Annotated in this window: 22 protein-coding genes; 11 read left to right on the top strand and 11 right to left on the bottom strand. The window is 59.8% G+C overall.

Annotation, left to right across the window (positions count from 1 at the left end):
- Positions 1-23: 23 nt before the first annotated feature.
- Together JC616_RS15945 and JC616_RS15940 are read right to left on the bottom strand one after the other, a co-directional pair.
- Complete coding sequence (locus JC616_RS15945; RefSeq protein ID WP_081545763.1) at positions 24-269, bottom strand: hypothetical protein; 246 nt, start codon at positions 267-269, stop codon at positions 24-26.
- A 131-nt stretch (positions 270-400) separates the two neighbouring features.
- Positions 401-1303, bottom strand: coding sequence for a LysR family transcriptional regulator (locus JC616_RS15940; protein WP_227104193.1), 903 nt, complete (start codon positions 1301-1303; stop codon positions 401-403).
- A 109-nt stretch (positions 1304-1412) separates the two neighbouring features.
- On the opposite strand from JC616_RS15940, the gene JC616_RS15935 reads away from it, so the two are divergent.
- Positions 1413-2792, top strand: a complete 1380-nt coding sequence (locus tag JC616_RS15935; RefSeq protein ID WP_227104192.1) for an MFS transporter — start codon at positions 1413-1415, stop codon at positions 2790-2792.
- Positions 2793-2807: 15 nt separating this feature from the next.
- Positions 2808-3206 (top strand): hypothetical protein, encoded by a 399-nt coding sequence (locus JC616_RS15930; RefSeq protein ID WP_227104191.1) that lies wholly within the window; start codon positions 2808-2810, stop codon positions 3204-3206.
- Between the two features lie 6 nt (positions 3207-3212).
- On the opposite strand, the gene JC616_RS15925 is transcribed toward JC616_RS15930, so the two are convergent.
- Both JC616_RS15925 and JC616_RS15920 read right to left on the bottom strand, forming a co-directional pair.
- The gene (locus JC616_RS15925; RefSeq protein WP_227104190.1) at positions 3213-4409 is read right to left on the bottom strand and encodes a phosphatidylinositol-specific phospholipase C; all 1197 of its coding nucleotides are present in this window, start codon (positions 4407-4409) and stop codon (positions 3213-3215) included.
- A 240-nt stretch (positions 4410-4649) separates the two neighbouring features.
- On the bottom strand, positions 4650-5492 hold the full coding sequence (locus JC616_RS15920; RefSeq protein WP_107801846.1) for a LysR family transcriptional regulator: 843 nt from the start codon (positions 5490-5492) through the stop codon (positions 4650-4652).
- A gap of 248 nt (positions 5493-5740) precedes the next feature.
- On the opposite strand from JC616_RS15920, the gene gloA reads away from it, so the two are divergent.
- Positions 5741-6136, top strand: coding sequence for a lactoylglutathione lyase (gloA, locus tag JC616_RS15915; RefSeq protein ID WP_107799868.1), 396 nt, complete (start codon positions 5741-5743; stop codon positions 6134-6136).
- Positions 6137-6191: 55 nt separating this feature from the next.
- On the opposite strand, the gene JC616_RS15910 is transcribed toward gloA, so the two are convergent.
- From JC616_RS15910 to JC616_RS15900, 3 genes are all read right to left on the bottom strand, one after another.
- Positions 6192-7820, bottom strand: a complete 1629-nt coding sequence (locus tag JC616_RS15910; protein WP_227104188.1) for a methyl-accepting chemotaxis protein — start codon at positions 7818-7820, stop codon at positions 6192-6194.
- 235 nt (positions 7821-8055) lie between these two features.
- The gene (locus JC616_RS15905) at positions 8056-8607 is read right to left on the bottom strand and encodes a hypothetical protein (protein WP_227104186.1); all 552 of its coding nucleotides are present in this window, start codon (positions 8605-8607) and stop codon (positions 8056-8058) included.
- Between the two features lie 597 nt (positions 8608-9204).
- The gene (locus JC616_RS15900; RefSeq protein WP_227104184.1) at positions 9205-10386 is read right to left on the bottom strand and encodes an MFS transporter; all 1182 of its coding nucleotides are present in this window, start codon (positions 10384-10386) and stop codon (positions 9205-9207) included.
- Between the two features lie 206 nt (positions 10387-10592).
- Here JC616_RS15900 and JC616_RS15895 point away from each other — a divergent pair, with 206 nt between their 5' ends.
- Positions 10593-11966, top strand: a complete 1374-nt coding sequence (locus JC616_RS15895; protein ID WP_227104183.1) for an aminotransferase-like domain-containing protein — start codon at positions 10593-10595, stop codon at positions 11964-11966.
- 1703 nt (positions 11967-13669) lie between these two features.
- Positions 13670-13978 carry a helix-turn-helix domain-containing protein gene (locus JC616_RS15890; RefSeq protein WP_227104181.1) on the top strand — a complete coding sequence of 103 codons (309 nt, stop codon included), beginning with the start codon at positions 13670-13672 and terminating at the stop codon, positions 13976-13978.
- Positions 13979-14192: 214 nt separating this feature from the next.
- Here JC616_RS15890 and JC616_RS15885 read toward each other — a convergent pair whose 3' ends face one another.
- Positions 14193-14732: a hypothetical protein gene (locus JC616_RS15885; RefSeq protein WP_227104180.1), complete on the bottom strand. Its 540-nt coding sequence runs from the start codon at positions 14730-14732 to the stop codon at positions 14193-14195.
- A gap of 81 nt (positions 14733-14813) precedes the next feature.
- A complete protein-coding gene (locus tag JC616_RS15880) occupies positions 14814-15353 on the bottom strand; it encodes a hypothetical protein (protein WP_227104179.1) in 540 nt (179 codons plus the stop codon).
- Positions 15354-16163: 810 nt separating this feature from the next.
- Between JC616_RS15880 and JC616_RS15875 the strand changes: the two genes are divergently transcribed.
- Positions 16164-16709 (top strand): hypothetical protein, encoded by a 546-nt coding sequence (locus tag JC616_RS15875; protein WP_227104178.1) that lies wholly within the window; start codon positions 16164-16166, stop codon positions 16707-16709.
- A 293-nt stretch (positions 16710-17002) separates the two neighbouring features.
- Positions 17003-17458, top strand: a complete 456-nt coding sequence (locus JC616_RS15870) for a hypothetical protein (protein WP_227104177.1) — start codon at positions 17003-17005, stop codon at positions 17456-17458.
- Between the two features lie 203 nt (positions 17459-17661).
- Here the strand turns inward: JC616_RS15870 and JC616_RS15865 are convergent, their stop codons facing one another.
- The gene (locus tag JC616_RS15865) at positions 17662-17952 is read right to left on the bottom strand and encodes a putative quinol monooxygenase (RefSeq protein ID WP_107799859.1); all 291 of its coding nucleotides are present in this window, start codon (positions 17950-17952) and stop codon (positions 17662-17664) included.
- Between the two features lie 384 nt (positions 17953-18336).
- Complete coding sequence (locus tag JC616_RS15860; protein ID WP_227104176.1) at positions 18337-20121, bottom strand: acyl-CoA dehydrogenase C-terminal domain-containing protein; 1785 nt, start codon at positions 20119-20121, stop codon at positions 18337-18339.
- A 196-nt stretch (positions 20122-20317) separates the two neighbouring features.
- Between JC616_RS15860 and JC616_RS15855 the strand changes: the two genes are divergently transcribed.
- The 4 genes from JC616_RS15855 to JC616_RS15840 all read left to right on the top strand — a co-directional run bounded on the left by JC616_RS15855 (position 20318) and on the right by JC616_RS15840 (position 24067).
- Positions 20318-20869 carry a DUF2062 domain-containing protein gene (locus JC616_RS15855; RefSeq protein WP_019100393.1) on the top strand — a complete coding sequence of 184 codons (552 nt, stop codon included), beginning with the start codon at positions 20318-20320 and terminating at the stop codon, positions 20867-20869.
- Positions 20870-20878: 9 nt separating this feature from the next.
- The gene (locus tag JC616_RS15850) at positions 20879-21436 is read left to right on the top strand and encodes an NUDIX domain-containing protein (protein WP_264372981.1); all 558 of its coding nucleotides are present in this window, start codon (positions 20879-20881) and stop codon (positions 21434-21436) included.
- Positions 21423-21740 (top strand): PilZ domain-containing protein, encoded by a 318-nt coding sequence (locus JC616_RS15845; RefSeq protein WP_081545720.1) that lies wholly within the window; start codon positions 21423-21425, stop codon positions 21738-21740. Before JC616_RS15850 ends, JC616_RS15845 begins: the two co-directional genes overlap by 14 nt.
- A 398-nt stretch (positions 21741-22138) precedes the next feature.
- Complete coding sequence (locus JC616_RS15840; RefSeq protein ID WP_081545718.1) at positions 22139-24067, top strand: PrkA family serine protein kinase; 1929 nt, start codon at positions 22139-22141, stop codon at positions 24065-24067.
- The last annotated feature ends 96 nt before the right edge of the window (positions 24068-24163 follow it).

The following is a 24163-nucleotide window of genomic DNA, read 5'->3' as shown; positions in this document are numbered from 1 at the left end:
TTTCTTTGCCCGTAGCTGGCGGATCAGCGCCCCATGCTCACCACCCACAAAAGGGGCAGCAGCAGAAACAATAGGGTGAAGCCGAACTGGGCTCCGGCCGTGTGCCGGCGCAGCTTCCAGAACACCAAGCAAGTCAGCGCCAGCCAGAATGCGATGGCGAACAGCGCCATATTGAGCATGTTTTCGCCCATGCTGCCCACGTCGGCCAGACAGCATTCGGACAAGAGCAAGAGGGCGGGCAGGAGCGAGGCGGCGCGGAGATAGGACATTTGAGTCGCTTATTGGGGATGAAACGCGCATTTTGCATCAAGGCCGCGGCTTTGCCCACCGTTCAGCGCAGGCCTGCGTGGATGCGGCACCCGCGCCGCTGGCAATGACCGGGACAATCGCGGGCGGCCCGCTAGTCCGCCGTCTCGCGCTCGCGCAAAAAATCGATGAAGGCCCGCACCTTGGCCGGCACATGGCGGGTGCGCGGGTAGAGCGCGTGGATTCCTTGCTGCGGGAAGCCGTGATCGGGCAGCAGCCGGCAAAGCCGGCCGGCTTGCAGATCGGCCTTGACCAGCCAGTCCGGCAGCAGGGCCACGCCTAGGCCGGCCAGCGCGTAGGCGCGCAGAATGGACGCGCTGTCCGAACTCAGCCGCGGCTGGCCATGCTGGCGCCAGGCTTCTTGGCCGCCGTCCGGCGTGTCCACCAGCCAAGGCTGGGCGTGCTTGAGCCGGCTGTGTCCCAGCCAGGGCAGCCGGCTCAGCGTGGCCAGGTCGCGGACGTCCCCGTCCGGCCGCTGCGCCAGCAGGGCCGGCGCCGCCACCGGGAAAATATCGAACTGGGCCAGCGGCACCGCGTGCAGATCGGTTTCCGGCAGGCGGCCCAGGCGAATGGCGACGTCGAAGCGTTCGGCGATCAGATCGGCGTGCAGCGAGGAGGTGGACAACTGCAGTTGCAGCGCCGGGTGGCGCAGGGCGAAGCGCTCGATCGCCGGGGCTATCCTGGCCAGGCCGTATTCCAGCGTGGCGGTGACGCGCAGCGCGCCGCTGAGCTCGCCGTGTTCGGCGCGGGCGTCGTCTATCGCCAGCCGCGCCTGCTCCAGCATGTCGGCGCAGCGCTGGTAAAAACGCGCGCCAGCGTCCGTCAGCGCCAGGCTGCGGGTATTGCGGATCAAGAGCGCAACGCCGATTTCCTGCTCCAGGCGCTTGATGTTGAAGCTGACCACGGCGCGGGTCTGCCCCAGCGCGGCGGCGGCGGAGGTGAAGGAGCCGGCGTCCGCCACGGCCTTGAAGGTTTCAAAACGATCCAGACTGACCACGGCATCGCCTGTTATTGTCAAAAATATTTTGACAGTTTAGTCGGCGGCGGCCGCTATTTCCAGCGCCGCCCCCTGTCTATACTCGGCCGCTTTACCGTGGAGAGCGCCGATGTCGCTTCGTTCGAAACTGACCCTGGTGTACCTGCTCGGCTTTGCGCTGGACCTGATCAATATGTTCATCGCCAGCGTCGCCTATCCGGACATCGGCCGCGGCCTGGGCGCGTCGCTGGCGCAGCTGGCCTGGGTGGGCAACGCCTATATGCTGGGCCTGACCCTGGTGATCCCGCTCAGCGCGTGGCTGGCCGGCGCTTACGGCGAGCGGCGGGTGCTGCTGGGATCGCTGGCGCTGTTTCTCGCCGGGGCCGCGCTGGCGGGCGCGGCCCCGTCCATCGAAGCCCTGATAGGCTGGCGTGCCTTGCAGGGCCTGGGCGGTGGCCTGCTGATCCCGGTGGGCCAGGCCATGGTTTACCGGCATTATCCGCCGGCGCTCCGCGCCCGGCTCACCGCCCTGATCATGGGCGTGGCGCTGATCGTGCCGGCGCTGTCGCCGGCGCTGGGCGGGCTGATCGTGGACGTCTTGTCCTGGCGTTGGGTCTTGCTGGCCAGCGTGCCGCTGGCCCTGCTGACGCTATGGCTGGCGGCGCGCTGGCTGCCGGAAGACCGGACCCCGGCGCGGCGCGGCGCGCTGGACCTGTCCGGCCTGGCCTTGCTGGCCGTCGGGATGGCTTCGCTGCTGCTGGGCTTGACCTGGCTGGGCGAAAGCGGCCATCTGGCGTGGGGACTCGCCGCGCTGTTATTGGCCGCCGCCGCGCTGGCCGGCTACGCGCGGGCGGCCGCAGGCAAGGCCGAGCCGGCGCTGAAGCTGACGCTGTTGCGCGGGCGCCTGCTGCGTACCGCCATGTTGGTGTATCTGTTCGTCCCCGGCGTGTTCATGGGCGTCAGCCTGGCGGCCATGCTCTATCTGCAAGAGGTGCTCAAGCTGAGCGCCGCCGCCGCCGGCGGCCTGATGCTGCCCTGGGCGCTGGCCTCCGCGCTGGCGATCAGCCTGACCCGCGGCCGCTTCAACCATGGCGGCCCCAAGCCCCTGCTGCTGCTGGGCATGCTGTTCCAGAGCGCCGGCATCGTTGCGCTGGCCCTGGGCGCCAGCGCGCCGGGGCCGCTGATCGCCGCTTACGCCCTGATGGGCTTCGGCGGCAGCCTGTGCAGCAGCGCGGCGCAGAGCGCGGCCTTCCTGGATATCGCCGAGGCCGAACTGCGGCAGGCCAGCGCGCTGTGGAACATCAACCGCCAGTTCAGTTTCGGCCTGGGCGTGGCCGTGATCAGCCTGCTGCTGAACGCGCTGACTCATTACAGCGGCGCGCTAGCGGCCACCGCCCAGGTCTACCAAGCCTGTTTCTTCATCGCCGCCGGCCTGACCCTGGCGCCGGCGGTTTTCGTGCTGCGCATCCACACCCCGACGGTGCTGGCCCTGCTGCGGCCCAGCCACTAACAGAGAGAAAGTCCGATGACCAAGCCCAATCCCTATTTCGACGAAGTGATCTCCGCGCATATCGCCATCCGGCAATGGTTCGCCGGCCCGGCGGACGCCGCCGCGCTGGAGGCCCTGATGGCGCGCTTCTCGCCGCGCTTCACCATGGTGGCGCCCAGCGGCGCGCAGCTGGATCTGGACGCGCTGCGGCAGCTGTTCGCCCGGACCGGCGGCGGCAAGCCGGGTTTGGAGATCGCCGTGGATCAACTGGCCTTGCTGGATGAACACGCCGGCGGCGCGACGGTGGCTTATCGCGAAGCGCAATACCTGGGCGGCCGGCCGAGCAGCCTGCGGCTGGCCACCGTGGTGTTTGAGCGCGACGCGGCCGGCGCGCTGCGCTGGCGGCATTTGCAGGAAACCTTCTGCCCCGGCTGAGCGCGGTCAATCGCGGCAGGCGCTGGCGCGGCCCAGGTATTCCCAGTCGCCGTTGCTGGACTGATTGGTGGGGAAATACCAATAGCCGCCGCTCTTGCGGCTGCGGAAATAGTCCACCGTCTTGGAGTAGGGGTTGTCGTAGCGGTAGATGTCGCCCAGGGTGGCGCGGTCGCCCGCGTTCCAGCGCTTACAGGTTTTCAGATTGAGCTGGATCAGTGTGTCTATCAGCCCCGGCCCCGGGAAATCGGCCATCACCATGCCCGCGTAAGCCGGGCGCTGGCGCTGGATGTATTCCTGGGTCAGCACATTGCTGCCTTCAAAGGCGATGGTGCAGATGCCGATGAAGCAATTGACGCGCGGAAAATCAGGATAACTGTTTTTCCAGCCCGGGGTTGTCAGGCCAGTGGCCAGCCGCGGCGCGCCGGTGGCTGGATTGGAATGGCCGCTGGCGATGAAATAGGGGAAGGAGCCGCCGGAGGCGGTCAGATAATTGATGTAGCCGTTGCCGCGCGGTCCCGTATTGGCTTGGTTCAGGTGAGCCTTGATCTTTTCCCATTTGCTGTACAAATCCCAGTTGGTGGAAACGCTGTACTGGTCCTGGATGTTGTAAGCACCGTAGGAAATGCCGTAACGCTTGCCGCTGGAGAAATTCTGCAAGAACACGATCTTACCGCGCACTTCGCGCAAGCTGGGATTGTTGCCGGTGGGAATGGCGATGTAGCCGCTGTAGCGATTGTAGTAGGACTCGAAAATCTGCTCAAAGGACATTGAGCTGTTTTCCGGCGTGTGTTCTTCCTTGACCCGGACGAAGAGGGTTTCGCTGGGGTTGGAGCGCAGGAAGGCGCTCATGTCGTTGAGCACATCGCCGAACATCGCTTGTTGGAACACCGGGCCGTGATGGATGGCGAAACTGTTGGCGATGGAGCGCAGGCGGATATCGAAAGCGCGCACGCCGGCATCCAGCTGGGTGCGCAAGGGCAGGGTCTGGGTGGCGACGCTGTCGCCGCCGTAGCGGCTCATGGTGTCGTGAGTGCCGGGCAGCGACAGCTGGCTGACCGTGAGGCCATCGTCCAGCAGGCCCATCCACTTGGGATGGCGGTAGCTGAAGTTGCTGTCGTGGGAATAAGCCGAATGGGCATGGGCGAGGACGGCCGGACTGCTTGCGGCCAGGCTGAGCGAAAGCGCGGCGAAAAGAGTTTTCATGATCGGGTCCCAAGTGAAAAGGAAGGGCTGGCGTACGGATGTCGGCTGGCCAACCTTACGACGAGATCATGTTATGCCGATTGCGATTTTTGCTCATTGTGCCCATGCCGCTGCTCCGTTTGCCCGGCCTTGTGCCGGTTTTTTTGAGCCGATTCAAAGTCTCGCGGGCAAGAACGGGACAAGGTGTTGCGGCTGAGAAAGCGGGTGCAGGCGCTAGCGCGGCAGGCATTGAGCAGGCGTTTAATCCGCGGCGACGGACTGAACGAAACCGTCAACCAATGCGGAGTCCTGCTGCTTGCGCCAGATGAAGTGGATGTCGCTGATCGCCAAATCCGGCAGCGCGAAGCCGCGGTAGCCGTCTTGCGGCCGGCACAGGCTTTCCGGCACGCAGGAAAAGCCGGCGCCGGCGGCGACGCAGGCGAAGATGGCCGGATAGGATTCGATCTCCAGCACCGCGCGCGGCCGCACGCCGGAGGCTTGCAGCCATTGATCCACCAGCCGGCGGTAATGGCAGGCCGCGCCGAAGGTGTACAGCTCCAGCCCGGCCAAGGCCTCCGCCGTCGCCGCGGCGGTGTCCGGCGGCGCGATCAGCGTCAGCTTCTCCCGGAAAGCCAGCCGGCTGGTCAGCAGCGGATGCTCCACCGGTCCGTCGCTGAGAATCAGATCCAGCTCACCATCCTGCAGCTGGCGCTCCAGTTCCAGCGAATGGCCGGCGCGCAGATGCAGCTCCACCTCGGCGTGCTGGCGGCGGTAGCGGGCGATGCGGGCGGGCAGATGGGTGGCCAGAGCGCCGTCCAGTGCGCCCACTCTCAGCAAGCCGCGCGCGGGCGCGCCGTCGAACAGGCCGCGCACCTCCTCGGCCTGTTGCAGCAGGCCGCGGGCGTGGCGGTAGAGCAGATGGCCTTCCGGCGTGGTCAGCAGGCGACGGTTTTCGCGGCTGAACAGCTTGACGCCCAGTTCTGCCTCCAATTCCTGCAAGCGGGCGGTGAGATTGGACGGCACCCGGTGCAATTGCTCGGCGGCGGCGGCGATGCTGCCTTGCTCCACCACCGCGCAGAAGAAATTCAGTTGCGAGAGTTTCATGTTTCGCTTTTTGTGATTGATCCGTACATTATAAGTCGCTTTTTATGGGTAATGAGCGCGGCTAAGATGACCGCGATCTAAGAAGCTGTTCAAAGTCTGCTGCGCTTCAGCGATACGGCGTTGAAACCCGTTTTGGAATGCTCATCTACCACCGGCACATTCCGCTTTTTCGCTCGCTTTCGCCTTGTCTCGTTCTGGCTCGCGAGACATTGAACAGGCTCTTCATCTCAACCATCAGGAAAAAGCGCATGAGAATTCTGCACACCATGTTGCGCGTGGCCGATCTGGACGCCGCGCTGGCCTTCTACACCCGGGCGCTGGGCATGCGCCTGCTGCGCCGCAACGACTTCCCGGACGGCCGCTTCACCCTGGCCTTTGTCGGCTATCGAGACGAAACCGAGGCCGCCGCCATCGAGCTCACCCATAACTGGGATCAGGGCGATTACCAGCTGGGCAACGGCTATGGCCATGTGGCGATAGAAGTAGACGACGCCGCCGCCGTCTGCGAGCAGGCGCGCGCGCTGGGCTACACCGTGGCGCGCGAAGCGGGGCCGATGAAGCACGGCCGCACCGTGATCGCCTTTTTGCAGGACCCGGACGGCTACAAGGTGGAATTGATCCAGAAGGGCACCCAGTACGACTGAGCGCGGGGAAGGGCGGGCCCGCGCTTGCCGGACCCGCCTGGTTTGAACCCCGTTTTTAGAGACGGAAGCGTGCGGTCACGCCCTGCAGGTTCTGCGCCAGCGCATTGAGCTGGCTGGAGGTGGTGGCCAGTTCTTCCACCGTGGCGCTGTTTTCCTCCGCCATCTGCGACACCCGTTCCATGCTCTGCGCCAGGTTCAGGCTGGCGGTGCGCTGCTCGCTCAGCGCGCTGGTGATGTTGCCGATGGATTGCACGATGGAGTGGGTGCTGCCCTCGATCTCCTGCATGGAGTCGGTGGCCTGGCCGGCGCCGTCGGACACCGTGCCCACGCTGGTCAGGCTCTGCTCCATGCTGCCCACCACCCGGTTGGCGCTGCCCTGGATGGAACCGATCATCTGAGTGATTTCCTGAGCGGAACTGGCGGTGCGTTCCGCCAGCTTGCGCACCTCGTCCGCCACCACGGCGAAGCCGCGGCCCATCTCGCCGGCGCGCGCCGCCTCAATCGCCGCGTTCAAGGCCAGCAGGTTGGTCTGGTCCGCCACGTCGCGGATCACCGTGACGATATTGCCTATCTTCTGCACTTCCTGAGTCAGGCCCTTCATCTGGTCCGAAGTGGCCGCCACCGAAGACGACACCGATTCGATATTGCCCACCGACGCCTTCACCGCATGGCCGCCGCGGCTGGCCAGATCGCCGGCCATCGCCGCTTGGCGGGAAGCCTCGTTGGAGTTGTCCGCCACGTGGTTGATGCTGACCGTCAGCTCCTCAATGGTGGCGGCGGCCTCCGAGGTGGCCTCGGACTGGCGCTGAGCGCCGTGGGCCACCTGTTCGGACATGCTGGCCAACTCATGGGCGGAGTCCGACACCTCGTTGGCGTTTTTCTGGATGCTGGCCACCACCTCGCGCAGGCCCTGGCGCATCTCCTGAATATCCTTGGCCATGGCGATGGCCTCGTCGCGCGCCTCCGGAATCGGCTCATCGTGGCCGGACAAATCGCCCTGCTTGATATTGCGCACCAGCTGCGCGGATTTCTTCAGCGGCACCGTCACCAGATTGGCGATGAACATCGCAATCGCCACCGCGGCGATCAGGGCGATCACCGCCACGGTGATCAACACCGTCACCGCCTCGCTCTGCGCGGCCTTGCTGCCCTCGATAGACTTTTGCATCAAGTCTTCCTGAAAGTCAGACATCTCTTTCAGCGCCTTTAAAAACGCATTGTTGGCCGGCGCAAAAGTCTTCATCAGAAAGGTTTTGGCTTCCTCGTTCTTGTTGGCGCGCGCCAAGGCGTACAAGGGCTCGAACTGACCGCCCAGATTGGCGCTGGCCGTCTTGAGCTTGTCGAACAGCTCCTTCCCTTTGGGCGTGGACAACAGCTTTTCCATCTGATCCATATTGACGGCGTTGGCGGCGCGGAACTCCTCCACCTTCTTGATATGGGTCTCGGTCTCCTCCGGCGTCTGCACAATGATGGCGTTGCGGATGGAGCGGCCCACGTCCAGCGTGGTAACGCTGATCTTGTTGGCCAACACGATCTTGGGATAACGGTCCTCGGTCACATCGCGGATCTTGTCCCCAATGGTATTCAACTTCATCATCGCCACCGCCACGATGATGGCGATCAGAATGATCAGCAGGCCAAAGCCGGCCAACAGTTTTTGCTTGACGGTCAACTGGTGCAGCATGGAGCGCTCCCCCGGACAGATATTGTGCCTATAGTGCCGCGACGCGCCCTGCCAGAGCCGCGGCCTCTTGATGAAACATAGTTGCCGGATTGGGCTAGATCAAATCATGCGTATCGCGCTTATCAATTTTTTGCTGGGGAAGAATGGGGAAGGCTGCAGTGGGCGAGTGGGTGGTGACGATATGTCATATGAATGGTTTGGCGGAGGTTTTTGGACTACCCCCGCCGTTGAGAAATTAGCGGTTTTTTATCAAGTAAATAGGCTGAAAAACGAGGCTGATAAAAGTCAAATGCGCAATGAAATAGAACATCATTACATGACATGACGCCAAGATTGAATAAAGTATCGGGTTGGTGGCGGCTATTCTAATGATATGACTGCCAGACTCAAGGTTGGAATCGTCAAAATAAGTAATGTACACCATGAAGGCAAGCATTCCGCCGATGGCGAATAGCGAAAGAGTCACTCGTTTCCAACTGAAATGGCTTAAATCCAAGTTGCTGAAAGCAAAATCCCGGCGAAATAGAAAAATAATTGCGATAAAATAAATTGGGATACTGAGACGAATGTACGAGAAAGTCACGGCAGCCGTGTTTTTCAGCGTCTCAGATTCCATGCCGCCAGAACCCGTTAAATGCTTGAGAGACAAGAAATTGAAGATTGGTGCTAGGGACGAATCTCCCATTAGCTGAGATGCGATTCCGATAAGCAGAATGGGCGCTATACTGACAAATATGAAAAAATAAAGCAAAGGAGATTTTTTTAATGTGTTTTCTATGGTTGGCATGATGGTTTTTATTGTGTGGTTTAAAAGAAGTCCTCCTGAAAGAGGGGACTACAGGATGTTTGATTTGTTTGAGTGGATTTCATTGTTCAATTCCTGAGTGTGTATTAAGTTTTGATGATTGGGCTGCTTTTGGGCGGAGGGCCAGGTTTCGTCAGAAGGAAGGCCGGCCCTTCTTGAGGGAATTAAAGTCATTGGTGTCCCCTGTGTCACAACGCATGCTAGCACCATCTTACAAGTGGGTAAATGAGGGTGCTTTCAAAAGAGTTGTTGTCTGAAGATTATATTGTTGATTTTGCCCATTCTTTCAGGGGTGAAGAAGGCGGCGGCTACAAGGTCCGCAGCAATAAGAGCATCAGTGCCAGTTATTGATAAAGCAAAAGCGCCTAATGCCAACTGATACGCAAAGGTATGCAAATGCCTGTGGCAGGGGAGTGTTTATTTCAGCCGTTATTCGTGGGCTGACGCTATTTGCAATGCCTTGCCTGCAAAGCCAAACCCTTTGGACATTCTTCGCATGCTATCGCCAATGTCTTTGCGGTCAATAGCATGCTGAAAGCGCGGGACTTTGAACCCGTTCTTAGGCCTTGCCACCCGCGGCTAATCGTGCCGGCTGGCCGCCGCCATGGCGGGAAGCATGGCGTTTGCCGCCGCGCTCCGCCCAATCGCCCGGGCAACCAGGGCCGCGCCGGCGGCCAGCGCCAGGCCGAACAGCAGCAGGGCGGCGGGCGCGCCCAGGCGGTCCACCAGCAGGCCGGTGAAGATCACCGGCAAGCTGAAGCCGATATAGGCCAATAGAAAGAAACCGGCGCTGGCGCGCGGCTTCTCTGCGCCGGCCAGCGCGTTCACCGCGGACAAACCGCCCAGATAAGTGAAGCCGTAGCAGGAGCTGCTCGCGCCCAGCGCGCCGAGCAACACCGCCGCCAGTGAACCCTGGGTCGCGCCCCAGGCCAGCAGCGCGTAGCTGGGCGGCAGCACCAGCATGCCCAGACGGGCGGCGCGGCTGGGCGGCATCGCGCGGGCCAGCGGCTGGAACAGCAGGCCGCAGCTGATCACGGTGAAAGTGGAAAACCCGGACCAGCGCGCCAGCCCATGCGCGGCCAGCACCGAGGGCAGCAGCGCGATCACCAGCCCCACCGCCGCCCAGGCCAGCAGAATGGCCAAGCCGAAGGGCAAGCTGCCGGCGGGGAAATAGGGCGGGCGCAGCATCGCCGTATGGCGGCCGCGCGGGGCCGGGTCCGGCAAGCCCGCCACCGCCAGCAGCGCCGCGCCGGCCAGCGCCAGATGCAGCCAAAAGCTGGCCGGCGTCAGCGTGCTCTGCCACAGCAGGCACACGCTGGTCAGCGCTGCGCCCAGGCCAAAGCCCAGCGAGGTGCTGGCCGTCACCCACAAAGTGGCGCGGCGGCCGTCCGGCTCCGCCATCAATTCCCCCATATAAGCGACGCCGGCGGCGGAAGCCAGCGCGGTGCCGCAGCCCAGCAGAAAGCGCGCCACGGCCAAGGCCTCCAGCCGTGGCCACAGTGCCATGACGGCGGTGGCCAGCATCGCCAGCGTCAGCGCCGCCAGGATCAGGGGCTTGCGTCCCAGCCGGTCCGGCAGGCCGCCCAGCGCCAGCAGCACCGGCAACACCCCCAGCACATAGGCGGAAAACGCGGTGGCGGTGGCCGCCGCGCCCTGGCCGGCCAACTGCGCGTAAGCGGTGTACAGCGGCGCTTGCAGATTCACTGCGCACGTGATCAGGCACAGGCCGAAGGCCAGCCGGGCAGGGTGGCGCGTGTTCATGCCGCCTCCGGGAATAAAAGAGACACGGCGGGACAAACAGTGTGGGTGGACAGTGGGACGGTCATAAGGTGAGGCCTGGCTAGGATAAAGGGTGCGGCGGGCCGCGCGACACGCCACTATCCGGCCCACCCATGACGGCAACAAGTGACAGCGGCGGCCATTTGCGCTTAACTGTTTGCTCATTATCAGCAAACAGTGAGCCCGCCATGCAGCTAGAACTCGACCGCGCCAGCCGGCAGCCGCTGGCGCAGCAAATCGCCGATCAACTGCACGCCTGGATACGGCTCAGCCGCGTCCGCCCCGGCACCCGGCTGCCCTCCATCCGCCAACTGGCCAAGGAGCAGCAGCTCAGCCAGTCCTGCGTGATCGACGCCTACGACCGGCTGGTGGCGTTGGGCCTGCTGGAATCGCGCCACGGCGCCGGCTTCTTCGTGGCCGCGCCGCCGGGCCGCGAAGAAAGCGAATGGCGGGAAACCATGGAGCCGGCCTGGGGCCAGTTCAGCGACAGCGGCGAACAGCTGAAGCTGGGCTGCGGCTGGGTGCCGGACAGCTGGCGGGACCAGGAAGAACTGGGCTACGCCATCCGCCACATCACCCGCTGTCAGCCGGCGGACCTGTTCGATTACAGCACCCCGCTGGGCCTGCCGGCCTTGCGCCGGCAACTGCAACAGCGGCTGCGCCAGATCGACATCCATGTGGAGCAGGAGCAAATCCTCACCACCAACGGCGGCAGCCACGCGCTGGACCTGCTGGCGCGCGCGCTGCTCAAGCCCGGCGACACCGTGCTGGTGGAAAGCCCCGGCTACTACAATCTGTTCAACCTGCTGAAATTCCACGGCATAGAAATGCTGGCGGTGCCGCGCGCCGGCAACGGGCCGGACCTGGCGGCGCTGGAAGCCATCCTGGCCCGGCAGCGGCCCAAATGCCTGTTCATCAACAGCCTGTTCCACAACCCCACCGGCACCTGCGTGACGCCGGCGGTGGCGCACCGCCTGCTGCAACTGGCCGAGGCCCATGACTTTCTGATTGTGGAAGACGACATCTACGCGGATTTCCAGAACCACCCCGGCGTGCGCCTGGCGGCGCTGGATTCGCTGCGGCGGGTGATCTACGTATCCAGCTTCTCCAAAACCCTCAGCTGCTCGCTGCGCGTCGGCTATGTGCTGGCCCAGCCGGAACTGATCCGCCAACTGGCCAATATCAAGATGTACACCGGCATCGGCACCCAGCGCTTTGCGGAATGCGTGGCGGCCCAGCTCTTGTCTAGCGGCGCTTACCGCAAGCTGACGCAAAGGCTGCGGCTGCGGCTGAACCGGCAAATGGCCGCCACGCTGCAAACGCTGGAGGCTAACGGCTGGCAAGTGTTCGCGGAGCCGCAGGGCGGCATGTTCGTCTGGGCGCGCACCGGCCGCCACAGCTTCGAGGACATGCAGGCGGAGGCCGCCAAGCGCGGCGTGCTGCTGTCGCCGGGCAGCGGCTTCATGCCAGGCGGCGAGGACAATGACTGGCTGCGGATTAATGTCGCTTATGCCGGCGATGCGCGGGCGCTGGGGTTTTTTGAGGGGGTGGGGAGTTTATAGCCTGAATGATGATTTGGAGGGAGGGTTCTGCTTCTCGGCCTTAGCAGCTTTTCAGTGATCCGAATGGCAATGACTGCTTTATACAAAATTCCGGACTCACTCCGAACTCTTATAGGTGTCTTGGGCATCCCCAGCGAGACTGACCTGGGGCATGCAAGGGTCAGTCGCGCCTTCAACGCCTGACATGGTGGCGAAATATGCCGATGGTGTTGTTCGCCAAAGTCAGAGTTATAATGCTGACAAATGGCGCTATAGAAAAATCTTGGGGAGAGAGATGGGCAATGCTTGCATCGTGTGCTGCCTGGCTGCGGGCTCGGGCAAGCGTGTCTTTATCAGCGGCGCTCGGTGGGCGGAGAATCAACAAGAAAATCTACTGCGCCAAGCATGACAGAGGTTATTCCAGCTTGGTTACGGAATTGGCCAGCCAAGCGGGTCTCTTCAATGCCATGTTGGTGTAGTCCACGACCACTCCAAGGATGTCAAAGAAAATACCGCGTATCATGCTGAGTTACACACATAGACAAACCAAATCTACGCCTACACAGGTGTATTTTTTTCACGTTAGGGCGTATGACTAGATACCGCTCACAGCGCATAGCTTCTCTCATTGCCTTGGCAACGTTTCTCGTTGCCGTAGGTCTCGCTGTATGGTTCAGGTCGGCAAATCCTTACGGGGTTTGGCTCTACACGCCGAAAAATTGGTGTAGTTGGCATCCCACAAACTCATTTACTCTGGCTTATGGCGTGACGACATCGCTAGCCACTGTCATTCTTGGGTTGCTCACATTCGTTTTCTGGGCCGCATCGCGCCTTTCAAGGTCGCCAGCCGCAGCAGCAGCCTTACGAGCGAAAGCCTCTGTCGGAGTTTGGTCCGTGTTATTTGCCGCAGTTCTTAGCATGGTTACACCTATTACCGAAGCCTGGCTTCCAAATGCCCAGGACCCAAAGTGTGCGGCCCATGTGCCTTAACAGTACGGTCAAGGCCGCTATGGCCTCCGTTTGATGCGCCACAATCGGCGAGTGCCTTACTGGCCTGTCCCGCTCGTCTGTGTACCTACGGGGCGTCATAGTATTCCCGGTGGAGGGGGGCGTTTGGTTTCGGATCAATCACCTGTGCCGGTGGTGGGGGTTTTTTGAGGCGTTTAAGGCTGGGTGAGGGGGCGGGTCAGGTGTTGTACTGGTTTGCGGGAGCTTGAGCGGTAGATTCCTGTGGTGGCTTGTATTTACCTGAGAGCCTGTTCCCGATTTTTTTTGGGTTAATTCATTGCCCAGTGGATTGAATCCGCTGCGCGGATGATGGTTTTCATTGCCGGGACTGCTCCTGCGTACAGGGAAAGGATATTTGCTTGGCCAAATATCCTTATCACTGAGCGAATCAAAGATTCGCACGTAGACACCCCTAAAGGCCGCCCTGCAAGCCTGGCCTACGGCTTCCCGCCGGTTCCCGTCAGGCCCGAGGCGCGGCTGAACTCTCTACGTGCGAATCGTTGATTCGCTCAGTGTTAATTTGCTAACGTCAAATCGCTCAAACAAAGCAGCCGCTTAAAACGAGCGAAGCGAAGTTTCTGCGTAGCTAAGACCTCGGGCCTGCCACCCGACGGCAGGCTTGAAGGGACCTAGGGCGCATCGGATACGCGGTTTCCTGTGTAGCTATGCAAGGTTTCAAAGCACTAAAACTCTCAGATCGATCAAGGAGACTATCGATGCCGACTGAAAAAGAACTGGCCGCTCGGGACGCCCTGCGCGATCTGGGAGCGGAACTGCTGGAGTCCGTGCGCCAGATGAAGGCGGACCAGGCCACCCGGCGCACTCAGGTCACGCCCACGCTGGCGGCACAAGCGCGTTCGCAGATGGGCATGTCCCAGACGGAGTTCGCGGCATTGCTGGATGTCAGCAAGCGCACGCTGCAGGAATGGGAGCAAGGCCGGCGCATGCCCACCGGCGCGGCGCAAACCTTGCTGCGGGTGGCTGTACAGCACCCGGAAGCGTTGCGGGAGCTGAAGTCCATCTAAGCTGGTGTTTGAATAGGAAGCAGCCTCTCGTTTGAGAGGCTGTTCTGTTTATGGTGTTGTGGTCAAAAGGCTTAGAACCTGTTCAAAGTCTGCTGCGCTTCGGCGATACGGCGTTGAAAACGAGCTCAAAATGCTCATGTACCACCTGTACATTCCGCTTTTTCGCTCGTTTTCGCCTTGTCTCGCTCTTGCTCGCGAGACTTTGAACAGGCTCTTACAGGGATTTGGCTTTTTCCTTAGGGGCGCTTTGACTAGGGCAGTTACCGTCTTCGGAGACCTCGATGATTTCATTTGCCATTGAGCAAAACTTTCCTCCCATGGACAAAATATTATTGAATTCTGCTGGGTACCAAAACGTTGCTACAACCTCTAACGGAGTTGAGGCCGGTAGTGGCTTCGGAGCTTGGCTCACTGTGTATTTGCCAGCAATGACTTCTCCGTAAATCAAACATTCACCAGACTTGACTTTGTAGAGTTCTACTTCGTTTCGGGACGCTGCATTAATTTTCCAGATGGCTTGCGCACCGTTGGCCGTTTCCGAGTAAACCGTGATGGAAGTCAAAACCAGCCCCTTGGAAGGGATGGCAATGGACGTGTTTGCCGATCTGTAGTTGTCTACTGAGAAGCAGACTTTTCCTGCCCCCGTATTCCGGGTAGTGATAGTGCCTTGGTAAAGAGATGAAGCGCAGGCGTCGAGGGCGGCCGCACCAATAATCATGCCGCCAAGGAGTGAAAGTAGGGCGTTTGCGTACATTCTTTGACCTTTAAGGTAACGGCTGGGTCCCGTAACAGCTGCTCTTGCTGCTTTGTCCCATGACGAGTGAAGGTTACGCGCTTAAAATGACTTGGTTTTTTTCTTGGAAGCGCTTTGGTTAGGGCAGTTACCGTCTTCGGAGGCCGTCATGACACCATTTGCCGTTGAGCAAAACGTACCACCTAGCGTCAAACCATTTGCAAATCCGCTTGGATGCCAGTAGGTGGTTACAACTTCCAATGGGCTTGAGCTTGGGAAAGGTTTGGGGGCTTGCTTCACCTTGTACTTCCCTGGAACCGTTTCGCCATAAATCAAACATTCAGCTGACTTGACCTTGTACAGCTCCGCTTCGTTTCGCGAGGACGCATCCATTTGCCAAATCGCTTGAGCGCCATCCGCCGTTGTCGTGTAAACCGTGATGGAAGTTAAAACCAGCCCCTTGGCAGGGATGGCAATGGACTTGTTGGCTGATCGGTAGCTATCCACCGAGAAGCAGGTTTTTCCCGCGCCGGCATTCCTGGCAGTGATAACGCCTTGGTAAAGGGACGAAGCCGTAGCAGTAAGGGTAAGAGTACAAAGAGCTATGCCGCTAAGGAGCGAGCAGAAGGAGTTGGCAGGCATGTTTTGAACCTTTAAAGAAAATCGCCAAAATCTTTGCTGTATGACAGTTTGACGCCCGTGTTGCTCTGTGTATGACCCCAAGTGGCCAACTCTGTAAGTTGCTGTATGTGGGTAGGGCACTACCTGGCCGGTCTTCGGTATGATGACACCATTGCGTGTGGTTGGGCAGAATGTTGTTCTCTGGTGAAACGGCAGATACCACAAAAATGATCAAGCCAGTTCTTCTGGTTTCCCTTGTTGGCGCTTTGTTCAGCTGCTCCGATCCAATGACGGAGGCAATCACAAGCCGTGACACCTTCGCTTACGCTGCTGTGAACGATGCCCGCGACAGGCCGGCCTTCACGATTCAAGCAGGTACATCCTGCCGAGTAGGTAAGACCTCATTCGGCAAAGCCGATGCGTACACGGAGGTGGTATGCGGAAATAAAAAGGGGTGGGTGTTGGAGGCGGAGAACTTGAAACCCTCGACGTTAGTTGGTGGCTAGTCGAACGACACTTCCCTATACCTCGTGGCGAGCTCATCTGCTAATGGAGCGAAGCTTAGATGGCAGGTCAGGGAGAACTGTAGAGTAGTTTGATTGTTGTGTAAGGTTGTGCGTAATGTGTTCGACTGAAGATTAATGCTGTTTGTATAAATTAAGTATCAGCTTGGCTGTGATGATTAATATGGTCTGTGAGTTGCGTGGTTGTTACTAAGGCTCTCAGAAAATATGTTCGTGAGGTAGTGATGATGCTTGAGTTTTATGATTTGGTAGTAAATGCGAATGTCGTTTTTTGTTTATGTAACTAATGGTTTTATCTAGGTGGTCTATGAAAAGAAATATTTTTATAATTTTGTTGTGTGCTTTGTGGTTATTAGCTTTTGTGGTTTTTCAGAAGCAATTGATTTCGATACCTCGTGCTTGGGCGCTTAATATGCCTGACGGGCTTTATTGTGAAAGTTACTCAGCCGTACGAAATGGTTGGATGTGCTCTAAATTTGAAAGCGTTCTGATGCGATTGTGGATAGGGTTCCTTGCTTTGATAGGGGGAGGGCTGGCTTTTAAGTTAATGGGGCGGGTGTCTGGTATGCATTTTTCTGTACTCTACTGCTTTTTGATATTTGTTGAGCTTGGGGCTTTTTTTGCTGGTTTGAGAGGTTATAGTTATTTTTGGAATGAGCATGCCAGTGCTGTATATGGAAGTATGATGCTCATTTTGTTGGTTCTCTCTGGGGTAGGCATGGTGTGGACTTTGCTAGCGGGTGAGTATAAAAGTTATCTTCGTGGAAGAAAGGTCAAGGTAAGACAGGCTTTAGGTATTGATATCGAAATTGCAGAACGTCTGGTGGAAAAGAAGTCACGAGAAAAGGAATGATTTGTTTTGTGGTTTCATTGGGTTGTTTTGATTTAATTGCCGTCATAATTGTTTGCTATTTTGCATTTTGCTGTCTCGTCAGTGTTGTCTGCGTAAGGTAGTCAGGCTGTATGGTCTTGACCCCCGTCCCTCTCTAGGCAACAATCCCTCCGTGCCGTTTCATCCCGGCACTGGGCCGTGAGAACCCATCGACTGCAGGCGAGGTGCTGTTTTCAGCACGTTTTCCAAACTTGCGTTGCGTCTGCCTGACCGGCAGCCGCTGGTTTTCACGCACTTCTAGTAAGAGGTTGCCCATGTCTGATTTCTCAAACCCCCGCCGTTCCCGCTACCGCTTCCCCTCCAGCGAAGCCAAAGACCTTCGTCTGCCCTTTGTCCGCCGCGTGCCGGGCCGCACTTATCCGCATTACTGGCAGCCGGCGGAGCCCAAGGATTATTTCGAGGCCTGCGCGATTGGCCGTCAGTACGCGGCGCATCTGGCGCAGTTGTTGAAGACCAACCGTCAGCATGCGGCGCGTGGGCTGTTGTTCCGCATTGCCAGCGATATGGATTTTGCCGACAAGAGTTACCGCATCGGCCTGTGCAAGGGCTTCTTCAATTATCTGGAAATGTTGATCAACCTGGCGGTGGAACGGGTGGATCTGGCGCAGCATGTGGAGGCGGTACAGCAGCTATATCTGTGCCTGGAGCAGTTGGCGGAGACGCAACAGCAACAGCGGCGCAAGAAGCGCGGCCGGGGCCGCCAGCGCTGAGCGCGTTGGTCATGAAAAAACGGCCCTTCGGGGCCGTTTGGTTTTGTGCTGTGTGTATTAGAGCCTGTTCAAAATCTCGCGCGCAAGAGCGAGACAAGGCGGAAACCGCTGAGACAGCGGAATGTACAAGTGGCACATGAGCATTTTGAGCTTGTACTCACCGTGCAAGACTTCACGGCGTGCAGCAGATCGTAAACAGGTTCTTAGCGGGCGAGTTCGGAGTAGTGGTGCTCATCATACTGACCGTCCAGATAGTCGTTGACGCGGTCGTTGAAGGCGATCCAGTGCGGTGTTTTCTGGTGTTCGGCCAGGCGCTCTTTGCTGTCCCACAGTTCGATCAGCGCGTAGCGCAGCGGCTCACCGGCTTGCTGCCAAAGCTGGTAGTAGTTGCAGCCGGTTTCCTTATTGGATTCCCGCACCATGGTGTTGAGCAGGGTGAGGAAGTCTTGTTGGCTTTCGGCTTTGACGTTGAAGAATACGTTCAGGGTAATCATGAGAGGGCCTCTGGTATTGGGGTGAATGAATGCGAAGGTTCCGCTGCCGTCGGCGCGGTGTATCCATGGCGACCATTTTACGAAGCCCTTTTATTCGTTAAAAGTGAAATATAATTAGCTTTGTATTCGTTTTTTATGAATCAATGTCGTGATGGCTCAAGGCCAGGCTGGGTGAGGGGCGGACGGCGGCAAAAGAAAAACGGCCCCGAGGGGCCGTTTCCGTTTCACTATCGTAAGTGGCTTAGAGCCTGTTCAACATCTCGCGAGCAAGGGCGAGACAAGGCGAAAACGAGCGAAAAAGCGGAATGTACTCGTGGTACATGAGCATTTTGAGCTGGTTTTCAACGCCGTATCGCTGAAGCGCAGCAGACATTGAACAGGTTCTTAGAACGCGAAGTGCTCGTCCTGCAATTCCATCAACGGCTTAGCGCCAGCCTTGAGCTTGGCCAGCAGGCTGTGCACTTCCGGGAACAGCTTGCTCATATAGAAGCGGCCGGTCAGGATCTTGGCCTGGTAGAAGCCGTCTTCGCCGCCGCCCAGCTTGGAATGAGCCACTTCCGCCATCCGCGCCCACAGCCAGGCGTAGCTGAGGTGGCCGATCAGGCGCAGGTAGTCGGTGGCGGCCGCGCCGGCTTCGTCGCGGTTCTGCATGCCGGCCATGCCGATGCCCATGGTCACTTCGCCCACGTCTTTCAACAGCTTGGACAGCGGGGCCACGTAGTCGGCCAGCTTGTCGTTGCCTTCATTGGCCTGGCAGAACTTGTGGATTTGCTTGGTGAACTTGCGCAGCTTCTGGCCCTGGTCCATCAGCACTTTGCGGCCCAGCAGGTCGATGGCCTGGATGCCGTTGGTGCCTTCGTAGATTTGGGAGATGCGGCAGTCGCGCACCAGTTGCTCCATGCCCCATTCGCGGATGTAGCCGTGGCCGCCGAACACTTGCATGCCCAGGTTGGCGGCTTCGTAGCCGTTGTCGGTCATGAAGGCTTTCGCCACCGGGGTGAGCAGGGCCACGAGGTCGGCGGCGTCCTGGCGGGCGTCGGCGTCCGGGTGTTTGTCTTCAATGTCCAGTTGCAGCGCCAGCAGGCTGGTCAGCGCGCGGCCGGCCTCGGTGTAGGCTTTCTGGGTCAGCAGCATGCGGCGCACGTCCGGGTGGACGATGATGGGGTCCGCCGGCTTGTCCGGGCATTTGTCGCCGGAGAGCGAGCGCATTTGCAGGCGTTCGCGCGCATAGGCCAGCGCGCCCTGGAAGGAGGCTTCGCCTATGCCCAGGCCTTGCATGCCGCAGCCCAGGCGGGCGGCGTTCATCATGGTGAACATGCAGGACAGGCCCTTGTTGACTTCGCCAATCAAATAGCCTTTGGCGCCGTCCAGGTTGATCACCGCGGTGGCGTTGGCCTTGATGCCCATCTTGTGTTCCAGGCTGCCGCAGGCCACGGGGTTGCGGCTGCCGTCGTCATGGAATTTGGGCACGATGAACAGGGAGATGCCTTTCACGTCCTTGGGCGAGTCCGGCAGGCGGGCCAGCACCAGGTGGATAATGTTGTCGGACATATCATGTTCACCGGCGGAGATGAAAATCTTGGTGCCGGTAATGCTGTAGCTGCCGTCGCCGTTGGGTTCGGCGCGGGTTTTGAGCAGGCCCAGGTCGGTGCCGCAGTGCGGTTCGGTCAGGCACATGGTGCCGGTCCAGCTGCCGTCCACCAGTTTGGGCAGGTAGGCCGCTTTTTGCGCTTCGGTTCCGTGGGCATGAATGGCAGAATACGCGCCGTGGGACAGGCCGGGGTACATGGACCAGGCCACGTTGCTGGAGCACTGCATTTCCATGATGGGGAAGCCCAGCGCCTTGGGCATGCCCTGGCCGCCGTAGGCCGGGTCGCAGTCCAGCGCCGGGAAGCCCAGTTCACAGTATTGCTGGTAGGCTTCCTTGAAGCCGGGCGGGGTGGTGACGGATTTGGTGGTGCTGTCGTAGTGACAGCCTTCTTCGTCGCCCTGGCGGTTCAGCGGCGCCAGTTCGCTTTCACAGAACTGGGCGGCGGCCTCCAGATAGGAGCGGAAGATGTCCTGGGTGGCTTCTTCGTAGCCGGGCAGGGTGGGGATGATGTCCTGTACCTTGATCAGCTCGTGGAGCACGAAATCGAAATCCCGCAGCGGGGCTTGGTATGCAGGCATGGGTCTCTCCTGTTGGTTTGCGCGGCCTGGACGATCCGGCCCAGGTCTGTCGTGTTTGGGTTCGCCCTGCGCTTGGGCGAATAATTCAAACGCTTGTTTAAATTATCGACGTGGCTTTGACAAGCTTTTCGCGTTTTACCCGTCGCCGAGTGTGGTTTAACGGCAACGCGCGCGCACAAGGATCAAAACATTCCAGATGACTTGGTTTAGACGCAAGGTACGCAAATGGGTTGCCTATCGGCACCATTGGTTTCAGAAGCCGGGCCTGCGACGGCTGGCGCCCTATCTGGACCGGCCGGCGTATTGGTCGCTGAACCGCCGCAAGGTGGCGATGGGGGTGGGGGTGGGTTTGTTCGCCGGGCTGATGCCCGGCCCCACGCAAAAGGTGACGGCGGTGGCGCTGGCTTTGCTGATGCGGGTGAATCTGCCGGTGGCGGTGTTGTTCACGCTGTACACTAACCCTTTGACCGTATTGCCGCTGTACTTTCTGGCTTATGCTTATGGCAAGCTTTTACTGGGCAATCCGGCTGCGGGTACAATGACGCCGCCGCCCAATTGGGACCGGATGAGCTTGCCGGATTGGTGGCACGCCTGCCTGAATTGGCTGGCGGAGCTGGGCTGGCCCTTGCTGGTGGGATTGCCGGCGCTGGGCCTGACCTTTGCCGTGATCGGCTACGCGTTGACGCGGCTGCTGTGGCGCTGGGCGGTGATCAGCGCCTGGAAAAGCAGGCATTGCAGAACACTTTAAGGGGTGATTGTGGATCTGGTTGAAAAGCAGTTGTCGTCGGAGCTGGTGTATCAGGGCGGTTTTCTCAAGGTTCATAAAGACGAGGTGGCGCTGCCGGACGGCGCGGCGTCCACGCGCGAATACATTCTGCACCCCGGCGCGGTGGCGGTGCTGGCGCTGACGCCGGACGGCAAGCTGGTGCTGGAGCGCCAGTACCGTTATCCGACCGGCCGCGAGTTCGTGGAGATTCCCGCCGGCAAGATAGACCCGGACGAGGACCCGGCGGCCACGGCCAGGCGGGAGCTGTTGGAGGAAACCGGCTACGCGGCGGAGCGCTGGACGTATCTGGGCACCGCTTATCCGTGCATTGGCTATTCCAACGAGCGCATCAGTTATTACCTGGCGGAAGGGCTGAGCCAGCAGGGCAGCCGGCTGGACGAGGGCGAATTCCTGGAGGTGCTGACGGTGCCGGTGGCCCAGGCGATGGAGATGACGCTGAGCGGGGCGATCTGCGACAGCAAGTCCATCGTGGGCCTGCACTGGCTGGCGGCGCACCAGGCCGGGAGGATGCCGGGTGTCGCCGTTTGATCCTTACCGGGATCGACGGCGCGGGCGTCGCATCAGCATGGGCTGCAAGGCTCGCATCCGTTCTTTGATCAGCGGCGAAACCCATTACGGCGAGTGCGTGGATTTGTCGGTGGACGGCATGGCCTTGCGCTCGTCCTTTGTGCCGCAGTTCGGCGAGCGTCTGTCCGTGATCGTGCTGGCCCCGGGCGTGGGTGGCATGCCGGGCAAGCCCTTGGAGGCGGTGGTGGAGGTGAAGCGCTGCAATGAGGTGCAGCGCGGCCGCATCTATGAAATCGGCGTGCGCATTGTGCAGCGCAAAGGCTGAGCGCCGCAGTCCGCGCGGGCGCGGCGCATCCTTTATATTCCCTTCTCTTTTTCCGCCGCGCTGCGCGGCGTGAATGTTTCAATCGCCGCGATGGAAACGTTTGATTCTCAAAGCGTTTTTTTAGGGCCGATTTCCGTTTACTCCCGCTTACACGCCGCTCGTCTTCCGTTACAAAAAAAAGCTGGCGGAATTCACCATCCATTTCAAATACTTGTATTGAATCTGGCTCACGATCTCATATTTTGTGTGCAGGCGCGGTTTTGCCCTGCCAGGCTGTGCGTTATGCTATACCCAGAAAAAGAAAGCCGGAAACAATGTGAATACTCTAATTCAGCAAGGGGAGCAGCGGATGCCGCGTGCATATCGTTTGCGCCTCTGCTACCTGCCAGGAGAGAGCCATGCACCCGGATATCTTCAGTCACTACGCTGCTCGTTACGACAAGACTCGTGAGGAGGAGTACACCATCCAGGAGTACCTGGAGCTCTGCAAGAAAGACCCCGGCGCTTACGCCACCGCCGCAGAGCGCATGCTGGCCGCCATAGGCGAGCCGGAGCTGGTGGACACTCGGCACGATTCGCGTCTGTCCCGCATCTTTTCCAACAAAGTCATCAAGGTCTATCCCGCGTTCCGTGATTTTTACGGCACCGAGGAGGTGATCGAACAGGTGGTGTCCTACTTCCGCCACGCCGCGCAAGGCCTGGAAGAGAAGAAGCAGATCCTCTATTTGCTGGGTCCGGTGGGCGGCGGCAAATCGTCCATTGCCGAGAAGCTGAAAGAGCTGATGGAGCTGGTGCCGTTCTATTGCCTGAAAGGCAGCCCGGTCAACGAGTCTCCGCTGGCGCTGTTCAACTACGACGAGGACGGGGCGCTGCTGGAAGAGGAATACGGCATTCCGCGCCGTTATCTGAAGAGCATCCCCAGCCCGTGGGCGGTGAAGCGGCTGCATGAGTTCAACGGCGACATCGGCCAGTTCCGCGTGGTCAAACGCTATCCGTCCGTGCTCAAGCAGATCGCGGTGGCCAAGACCGAGCCGGGCGACGAGAACAATCAGGATATTTCGTCGCTGGTGGGCAAGGTGGATATCCGCAAGCTGGAGAAATACGCGCAAGACGACCCGGACGCTTACAGCTACTCCGGCGGCTTGTGCCTGGCCAACCAGGGCTTGCTGGAATTCGTGGAGATGTTCAAGGCGCCGATCAAGGTCTTGCACCCGCTGCTGACGGCCACCCAGGAAGGCAACTTCAAGGGCACCGAGGGCTTTGGCGCGATTCCGTTTGAAGGCGTGATCCTGGCCCACTCCAACGAATCCGAGTGGAAGCAGTTCCGCAACAACAAGAACAACGAGGCTTTCCTGGATCGGATCTACATCGTCAAGGTGCCGTATTGCCTGCGCGTGTCCGACGAGATCAAGATCTACGACAAGCTGATCCGCAACTCTTCGCTGGGCCGCGCGCCGTGCGCGCCGGGCACGCTGAAGATGATGTCGCAGTTCGCGGTGTTGTCGCGGCTGAAAGAGCCGGAAAACTCCAGCCTGTTCAGCAAGATGCAGGTGTACGACGGGGACAATCTGAAGGATACGGATCCCAAGGCCAAATCCATCCAGGAATACCGCGATTACGCGGGGGTGGACGAGGGCATGAGCGGCTTGTCCACGCGCTTCGCCTACAAGATTCTGTCCAAGGTGTTCAACTTCGATCACAGCGAAGTGGCGGCCAACCCGGTGCACTTGCTGTACGTGATCGAGCAGCAGGTTGAGCGCGAGCAGTTCCCGGCGGAAATCGAGCAGAAGTATCTGACCTTCCTGAAGGAGTACCTGGCGCCCAAGTACGTGGAGTTCATCGGCAAGGAGATTCAAACCGCTTATCTGGAAAGCTACTCCGAATACGGCCAGAACATCTTCGACCGCTACGTCAGCTTCGCGGACTTCTGGATTCAGGATCAGGAGTACCGCGATCAGGACACCGGCGAGATTTTCGACCGAACCTCCTTGAACGCGGAGCTGGAGAAGATAGAGAAGCCGGCCGGGATTTCCAACCCCAAAGACTTCCGCAACGAGATCGTCAACTTCGTGTTGCGGGCGCGGGCCAACAACGGCGGCAAGAATCCCACCTGGACCAGCTACGAGAAGCTGCGCACGGTGATAGAGAAGAAGATGTTCTCCAACACCGAGGAGCTGCTGCCGGTGATCTCCTTCAACGCCAAGGCCAGCGCCGAGGATGCGAAGAAGCACGAGGACTTCGTCAACCGCATGGTGGAAAAAGGCTACACCGCCAAGCAAGTGCGTCTGTTGTGCGAATGGTATCTGCGAGTGCGCAAGTCCTCGTAAGCCGTCGCTGATCCGGCGCCGCCTGGGGCGGCGCCGGAAATCGCCCGCGCGGCCGCTGTCGCCGCCGGGCGGTGAAGAATATAACAACAGCAAGCC

Origin of the sequence: Chromobacterium rhizoryzae, from assembly GCF_020544465.1 — a bacterium.
GTDB lineage: Bacteria > Pseudomonadota > Gammaproteobacteria > Burkholderiales > Chromobacteriaceae > Chromobacterium.
This window is presented reverse-complemented; position numbering and strand designations above follow the sequence as displayed.